This window comes from Candidatus Methylomirabilota bacterium (assembly GCA_035936835.1).
Taxonomy (GTDB): domain Bacteria; phylum Methylomirabilota; class Methylomirabilia; order Rokubacteriales; family CSP1-6; genus AR37.
Map to the genome: position 1 here is coordinate 38,849 of DASYVT010000235.1, position 6,837 is coordinate 45,685.

Genomic DNA, 6,837 nt, shown 5'->3' on the forward strand with positions numbered 1-6,837 from the left:
GAGCGAGCGCCGGAGCTCCGGTTGGTCATCCGTGGGGAAGGACGAGCCAGGTCGCGGCCGCGAGAACGCCAGACAGCGGGATGGTCAGGATCCACGCCCACACGATGCGCCCTGCCACGCCCCAGCGCACGGCCGACAGCCGCTGCGTGGCGCCGACGCCCATGATGGAGCCGGTGATGGTGTGGGTCGTGCTGACGGGTATGCCGCCGATCGCCGTGCCGATCAGCATTACGGCCCCGGCCGTCTCGGCGCAGAAGCCGCCGACCGGGCGCAGCTTGGTCAGCCGCATCCCCATGGTCTTGACGATGCGCCAGCCGCCGGCCATGGTCCCGAGCGCAATCGCCGCGTGCGCCGCGAGAATGACCCAGACCGGCACGTAGAACTCGGGGCCCAGGTAGCCGCCCGAGAAGAGCAGGATGGCGATGATCCCCATGGTTTTCTGAGCGTCGTTGGTGCCGTGACCCAGGCTGTAAAAGGCCGCGGAGATGAGCTGGAGCCTGCGGAAGAGCGCGTCCACGCGGCTCGGGCGCGCGCCCCGGAAGATCCAGAGGGTCGCCACCATGAGCCCGAAGCCGAGCGCCATGCCGATGACCGGGGCGAGCACGATGAAGACCGTGATCTTGAGCAGCCCCGTCGCCACCAGCGCGCCCCAGCCCGCCTTCGCCACCGCGGCGCCGGCGAAGCCGCCGATCAGTGCGTGCGACGAGCTCGACGGGATGCCGTAGTACCAGGTGATCAGGTTCCAGACGATCGCGCCGGTCAGGCCGCCGAGGATCACCCACTGGTCCACCACGCCCGCGTCCACGACGCCCTTCCCGACGGTCTTGGCGACCTGGACGCCGAAGCCGAAGGCCGCCACGAAGTTGAAGAAGGCCGCCCACGCCACGGCCTGCATGGGCGTGAGCACCCGGGTGGAGACGACGGTCGCGATGGAGTTGGCGGCGTCGTGGAAGCCGTTGATGTAGTCGAAGGCGAGCGCGACGGCGATGATGAACGCCACCAGCAGGATCGCTCCGCTCATGTCCGGGGGGCCGCCCCGCTCAGGCCATCTTGAGGGTGATGCCCTCGATCACGTTGAGTACATCCTCGCAGCGGTCGGTGACGGCCTCCATCGTCTCGTACAGCTCCTTCCACTTGATCACCTCGATGGCGTCCGTGCCGCCCTCGAACAGCGCCGCCAGCTCGTCGCGCAGCAGGCGGTCGGCCTCGTTCTCGAGACGGTTGACCTCGATGGAGTGCTTCCGGTAGAGGGGCGAGAGCGTGCGCAGGCAGCGCACCGCGCGGTCCGTCTCCTCGGCCGTCTTGACGATGATCTTGGCCATGGCGAGGCATCCGTCCGTGGGACTCTTGATCTTGTACACGAGCAGACGGTCTGCGACCGCGTCGATGAGGTCCAGCACGTCGTCGAGGCGGCTTGCAAGCGCGTAGATGTCCTCCCGATCGATGGGGGTAACGAACGTGGTGTTGAGCCGCCGGACCACCTCGTGGGTGACCGCGTCGCCGGCGTGCTCGAGGTCGCGGATCTGCTGCACCTTGGCCTGGGCGGAGGGGTAGTCGAGCGTTAGCTCCTCCAGCACCCTGGACGCCGAGACGATGTGGCCCGCCTGCTGCTCGAAGAGGTCGAAGAAGTTCTCGTCGCGTGGAAGGAGACGAAACACACTTCATCCTCTCTCGGCCCGCCCCGCATGTCAACGGCCCCCGGCCGGTTTGCTGTTAGTCGATGAAAATGTCACCCCGTATCTGTTCCGTGAAAGTGTCACCCCATGAAGACATGGGAGACACTCACGATGAGTCAGAAGGAGGCGCCGCGGATTGGGTTGCTCACCGCCCTCGTGGCGGGCCGGGTGATCGGGCGCGAGGTGGCTACGGCCTTGGGCGTGACGGGGCGGCAGGTGTGCGTCTCAAGCGCCGCTTCGAGTCTGCGGGCGCCGCGGGCTTGCTCCACCGCAGCCGGGGGCGACCCTCGCCGCGGCGGCTGGCCCCGCGGCTGCGGGAGCGGGTGACGACGCTACTGACCACGACGTACCGGGACTTCAATGACTGCCACGCCACGGAGAAGTTGCAGGAGGCCGAGGGGCTGGCGATCAGCCGTCCCACCGTCCGCCGCCTGCGCCAGGCCCTAGGGCGGCCCGCCAAGCATCGGCGCCGGCCGCGCCGCTATCACGCCTGGCGCGAGCCGCGGGCGCGCATGGGCGCACTCGTGCAGCTCGACGCCAGCCCCTTCGCGTGGCTCGAGGAGCGCGGCCCGGCCATGAGGCTGCATGGCGCCATCGATGACACCACCGGCACCGTGCTCGCCCTGCACTTCCGGCCCACGGAGGATCTGCACGGCTACACCACCGCGCTTGCCGGTCAGTACGGCCTGCCGCTGGCCTTCTACGGCGACCGGCTCAACGTCTTCCTGCGCAACGACCCCCACTGGACGCTCGCGGAACAGTTGCGCGGGGCCCAGGACCCCACCCACCTCGGCCGCATGCTGCAGGCCCTCGGTATCGGCTTCATCCCCGCCGGCTCGCCCCAGGCCAAGGGCCGCATCGAGCGGCTGTGGCAGACCCTGCAGGATCGCCTCGTCAGCGAACTGCGCCTGCAGGGCAACGTCACGCCGGAGGCCGCCAACGCCTTCCTGCCCGCCTTCCGCGCCGACCACAACCGGCGCTTCGCCCGGCCCCCGGCGCGCCCCCAGCCCGCCAGGCGGCCCCCCCGCGGAAGCTGCCGCTGCTCCTCGGCTACCGCTACCACCGCCGCGTGGCCGCCGACAACACCGTGCGCCTCGGGCTGCGCGGGCTGCGACTGCCGCCGGGTCCGCGGCGGCGGAGCTGGGCTGGCCTGCGCGTCGAGCTCCGGGAACTCCTCGACGGCCGGCTCGTCGTGCTTCACGATGCGTGCGTGCTGGCCACCCTGCCCAGTCCAGGCCCCGCCTTCGTCCTGCGGCCGCGCCGCGACCAGCGCGCCGCGACCCGGCGCTCCCGTGCCGCTCAGCCCCGCGCGGCGACGGGGGGCCGCGCTGGGGGGAGCGGGCGACACCCGACGTTGTCGCCTTCGGCGCACCCGACGTCCGCGGCCTCGCGCTCGGTCGCGCGCCCGACGCGGGCGCATCCTTGACGCACGGGCTTCTCGCGCCGCAGTCACGAGCTCTACCGGGCCTGGCAAGGGTGACATTTTCACCGGACAGCGACACGGCCCCCGGCTGGTTTGACAGTCCCTGGAGCTGTGGCTAGGATTCGGCTGTGCGATCCGACGAGCCCGCCGCCGGCTGGCAAACCCGCTGCCCGCGCTGTGGAAGCGCAATGGCCTGGGAGGGCAACCCGCACAGGCCCTTCTGCGGGATCACGTGCCGGTTGATCGACCTCGGACGGTGGCTCGACGAGCGCTACCGCGTGGCCGGCGACGCGCTGCCCGAGGAGCTCCCGACCGACGATCGTCCGGCGCGGCCCGCCGAATGACAGAACTGCTCGGCGATCCGGCGGCTTTCCTCCAGCGCCTCGTCCTCCAGGTTCCCGCGCTTTTGATCGCGGTCACCGTCCACGAGCTGGCGCACGCCCTCGTGGCTGACCGGCTCGGTGATCCGACGGCAAGGTCGCTCGGAAGGCTCACGTTCAATCCACTGCCGCACATCGATCCCCTCGGGGCGCTGGCCTTCGTCCTCGCGGGCTTCGGATGGGCCAAGCCCGTGCCGGTCAACGCACAGTACTTCAGGAATCCGCTCCGAGACATGAGCCGGGTGGCCGCGGCCGGCCCCATCGCCAATTTCCTGGCCGCCTTTGCGGCGCTGGTGCTGCTCCTCGCGCTGAAGCCCGCGGGCGTGCTGCCGGAGGCCGCCCTGCGTGCGCTGTCGTACGTCTACACGTACAACCTCGTGCTGGGGATCTTCAACCTGATCCCGCTGCCGCCCCTCGACGGCGGGCACTTCCTACCATACCTGCTGCCCCGCGGCATGGCGGGCGCGCTCCACGGCCTCGAGCGCTACGGCATGCTCCTCTTGCTGGCGCTCGTGTTCACGGGCGCGATCCAGTGGATTCTGGGACCGGTCTTTCGCTGGGCGAGCCGCCTCATGATAATGCTCGCTCGGCTGATCGTCTGAGGCGGACAAAACAAAGCGCCCGGACCTTTCGGTCCGGACGCCTGAATTACCCCGGCAGCGACCTACTCTCCCACGCCGTTACCAGCGCAGTACCATCGGCCCTGGAGGGCTTAACTTCCGTGTTCGGGATGGGAACGGGTGTGGCCCCTCCGGCATCGCCACCGGGAATCGGATGGCAATTGCATACGTTGATTCTCGAGTGCAGCCAAGCGACGAACAATTGTATGAGTGCAACGTGGTCAAGCCGCACGGCCGATTAGTACCGCTCGGCTGAACGCCTTACGGCGCTTACACCTGCGGCCTATCAACCTGGTAATCTTCCAGGGGCCTTCAGAGGGCTTACGCCCTGGGAGGTCTCATCTTGAGGCGGGTTTCGCGCTTAGATGCCTTCAGCGCTTATCCCTGCCGGACATAGCTACCCAGCGGTGCTCCTGGCGGAACAGCTGGCACACTAGCGGTCCGTCCACCCCGGTCCTCTCGTACTAGGGGCAGCTCCCCTCAAACCTCCTACGCCCGCGTCAGATAGAGACCGAACTGTCTCACGACGTTCTAAACCCAGCTCACGTACCGCTTTAATGGGCGAACAGCCCAACCCTTGGGACCTGCTCCAGCCCCAGGATGCGATGAGCCGACATCGAGGTGCCAAACCTCCCCGTCGATGTGAACTCTTGGGGGAGATCAGCCTGTTATCCCCGGAGTACCTTTTATCCGTTGAGCGATGGCCCTTCCACTCGGAACCACCGGATCACTAGGTCCTGCTTTCGCACCTGCTCGACTTGTAGGTCTCACAGTTAGGCCGGCTTCTGCCCTTGCACTCGACGCACGATTTCCAACCGTGCTGAGCCGACCTTTGAGCGCCTCCGTTACTGTTTAGGAGGCGACCGCCCCAGTCAAACTACCCACCTGGCACTGTCCCCGGCCCGGATCACGGGCCCAGGTTAGAACTACAGCACGGTCAGGGTGGTATCTCAACGACGGCTCCACCGAAGCTAGCGCTCCGGCTTCAAAGCCTCCCACCTATCCTGCACAGACCCTGCCAGAATTCCATACCAAGATATAGTAAAGGTTCACGGGGTCTTTTCGTCTTGACGCGGGTAGCCAGCATCTTCACTGGCGCTACAGTTTCACCGGGTCTCTCGTGGAGACAGCGGTCAAGTCGTTACGCCATTCGTGCAGGTCGGAACTTACCCGACAAGGAATTTCGCTACCTTAGGACCGTTATAGTTACGGCCGCCGTTTACCGGGGCTTCGGATCAAAGCTTCGCACCTTGCGGCACTAACCTCTCCCCTTAACCTTCCGGCACCGGGCAGGCGTCAGACCCTATACCTCCTCTTGCGAGTTGGCAGAGTCCTGTGTTTTTAGTAAACAGTCGCTTGACCCAATTCTCTGCGACCCCTTCAGGCTCAACACCTTAGTGGGGCACCCCTTCTCCCGAAGTTACGGGGTTATTTTGCCTAGTTCCTTCACGAGAGTTCTCCCGAGCGCCTGTGGATATTCTCCTCGCCCACCTGTGTCGGTTTACGGTACGGTCGCCTTGGCAACTGGCTTAGAGGATTTTCTTGGCAGCGTGGTATCAGCCCGTTTGCGGCCCGAAGGCCTCCCCATCACGTTTCAGGATTAGCGCCCCGACGGATTTGCCTATCAGAGCTCCCTACGCGCTTGGACCCGCACTTCCATTCGCGGGCGGTGCTTAACCTTCTGCGTCACCCCATAGCTCGTAACGTCACCACGGCGGTGCAGGAATATTAACCTGCTGCCCTTCGCTTACGCCTGTCGGCCTCAGCTTAGGAACCGACTAACCCTGGGCGGATTAACCTTCCCCAGGAAACCTTGGGCTTTCGGCGACCAGGTTTTTCACCTGGTTTATCGCTACTCGTGCCGGCATTATCTCTTCGGCTTCGTCCAGCAGTCCTCACGGTCTGCCTTCAATCTATGGCCGAATGCTCCCCTACCGCTCGACGGTTACCCGCCGAGCTCGTAGCGTCGGTGGCAGGCTTGAGCCCCGTTGAATTATCCGCGCAGAATCGCTTGACCAGTGAGCTGTTACGCACTCTTTAAAGGATGGCTGCCTCTAAGCCAACCTCCTGGCTGTCTGTGCGACTCCACATCGTTTCCCACTAAGCCTGCACTTAGGGACCTTAGCTGACGATCTGGGTTGTTTCCCTCTCGACCACGCAGCTTATCCCGCGTCGTCTGACTCCCACGCTGAAACGAACGGCATTTGGAGTTTGGTTAGGTTTGGTAATCTGGTAGGACCCCTAGCCCATCCAGAGCTCTACCACCGTCCGTCAACACGTGAGGCTATCCCTAAAGATATTTCGGGGAGAACCAGCTATCTCCAAGTTTGATTAGCCTTTCACTCCGACCCCCAGCTCATCCCATCCGTTTTCAACCGAAATGAGTTCGAGCCTCCACCGGCGTTTAAACCGGCTTCACTCTGGCCAGGGGTAGATCACTTGGCTTCGGGTCTACTCCGCGCGACTAAACGCCCTATTAGGACTCGCTTTCGCTACGGCTCCGCCCCTTTGAGGCTTAACCTTGCCACGCGGAAGTAACTCGCCGGCTCATTATGCAAAAGGCACGCGGTCAGGCCTTCGTCTTGCGACGCATAGCCCTCCCACCGCTTGTAGGCAAACGGTTTCAGGTTCTATTTCACTCCCCTCACCGGGGTTCTTTTCGCCTTTCCCTCACGGTACTGGTTCACTATCGGTCGCCAGGGAATATTTAGCCTTGGAGGGTGGTCCCTCCGGATTCC

The 6,837-nt window shown here is 65.2% G+C and carries 5 protein-coding genes and 2 rRNA genes; 3 read left to right on the top strand and 4 right to left on the bottom strand.

The window, feature by feature from the left end; all coding sequences use genetic code 11:
- Positions 1 to 25: 25 nt before the first annotated feature.
- Together VGV06_21385 and VGV06_21390 are read right to left on the bottom strand one after the other, a co-directional pair.
- The gene (locus tag VGV06_21385) at positions 26 to 1,021 is read right to left on the bottom strand and encodes an inorganic phosphate transporter (protein ID HEV2057693.1); all 996 of its coding nucleotides are present in this window, start codon (positions 1,019 to 1,021) and stop codon (positions 26 to 28) included.
- Between the two features lie 19 nt (positions 1,022 to 1,040).
- Positions 1,041 to 1,658, bottom strand: coding sequence for a DUF47 family protein (locus VGV06_21390; GenBank protein ID HEV2057694.1), 618 nt, complete (start codon positions 1,656 to 1,658; stop codon positions 1,041 to 1,043).
- Positions 1,659 to 1,771: 113 nt separating this feature from the next.
- Here VGV06_21390 and VGV06_21395 point away from each other — a divergent pair, with 113 nt between their 5' ends.
- The 3 genes from VGV06_21395 to VGV06_21405 are packed head-to-tail and all read left to right on the top strand — an operon-like array spanning position 1,772 to position 4,081.
- The gene (locus tag VGV06_21395; GenBank protein HEV2057695.1) at positions 1,772 to 3,196 is read left to right on the top strand and encodes an ISNCY family transposase; all 1,425 of its coding nucleotides are present in this window, start codon (positions 1,772 to 1,774) and stop codon (positions 3,194 to 3,196) included.
- A gap of 31 nt (positions 3,197 to 3,227) precedes the next feature.
- On the top strand, positions 3,228 to 3,443 hold the full coding sequence (gene yacG, locus VGV06_21400; GenBank protein ID HEV2057696.1) for a DNA gyrase inhibitor YacG: 216 nt from the start codon (positions 3,228 to 3,230) through the stop codon (positions 3,441 to 3,443).
- Complete coding sequence (locus VGV06_21405; protein HEV2057697.1) at positions 3,440 to 4,081, top strand: site-2 protease family protein; 642 nt, start codon at positions 3,440 to 3,442, stop codon at positions 4,079 to 4,081. The genes yacG and VGV06_21405 overlap by 4 nt, the downstream gene beginning before the upstream one ends.
- Before the next feature lie 49 nt (positions 4,082 to 4,130).
- Here VGV06_21405 and rrf read toward each other — a convergent pair.
- Positions 4,131 to 4,247: ribosomal RNA gene (gene rrf, locus VGV06_21410) — 5S ribosomal RNA — on the bottom strand.
- A gap of 69 nt (positions 4,248 to 4,316) precedes the next feature.
- A 23S ribosomal RNA gene (locus VGV06_21415) occupies positions 4,317 to 6,837 on the bottom strand; the annotation flags it as partial.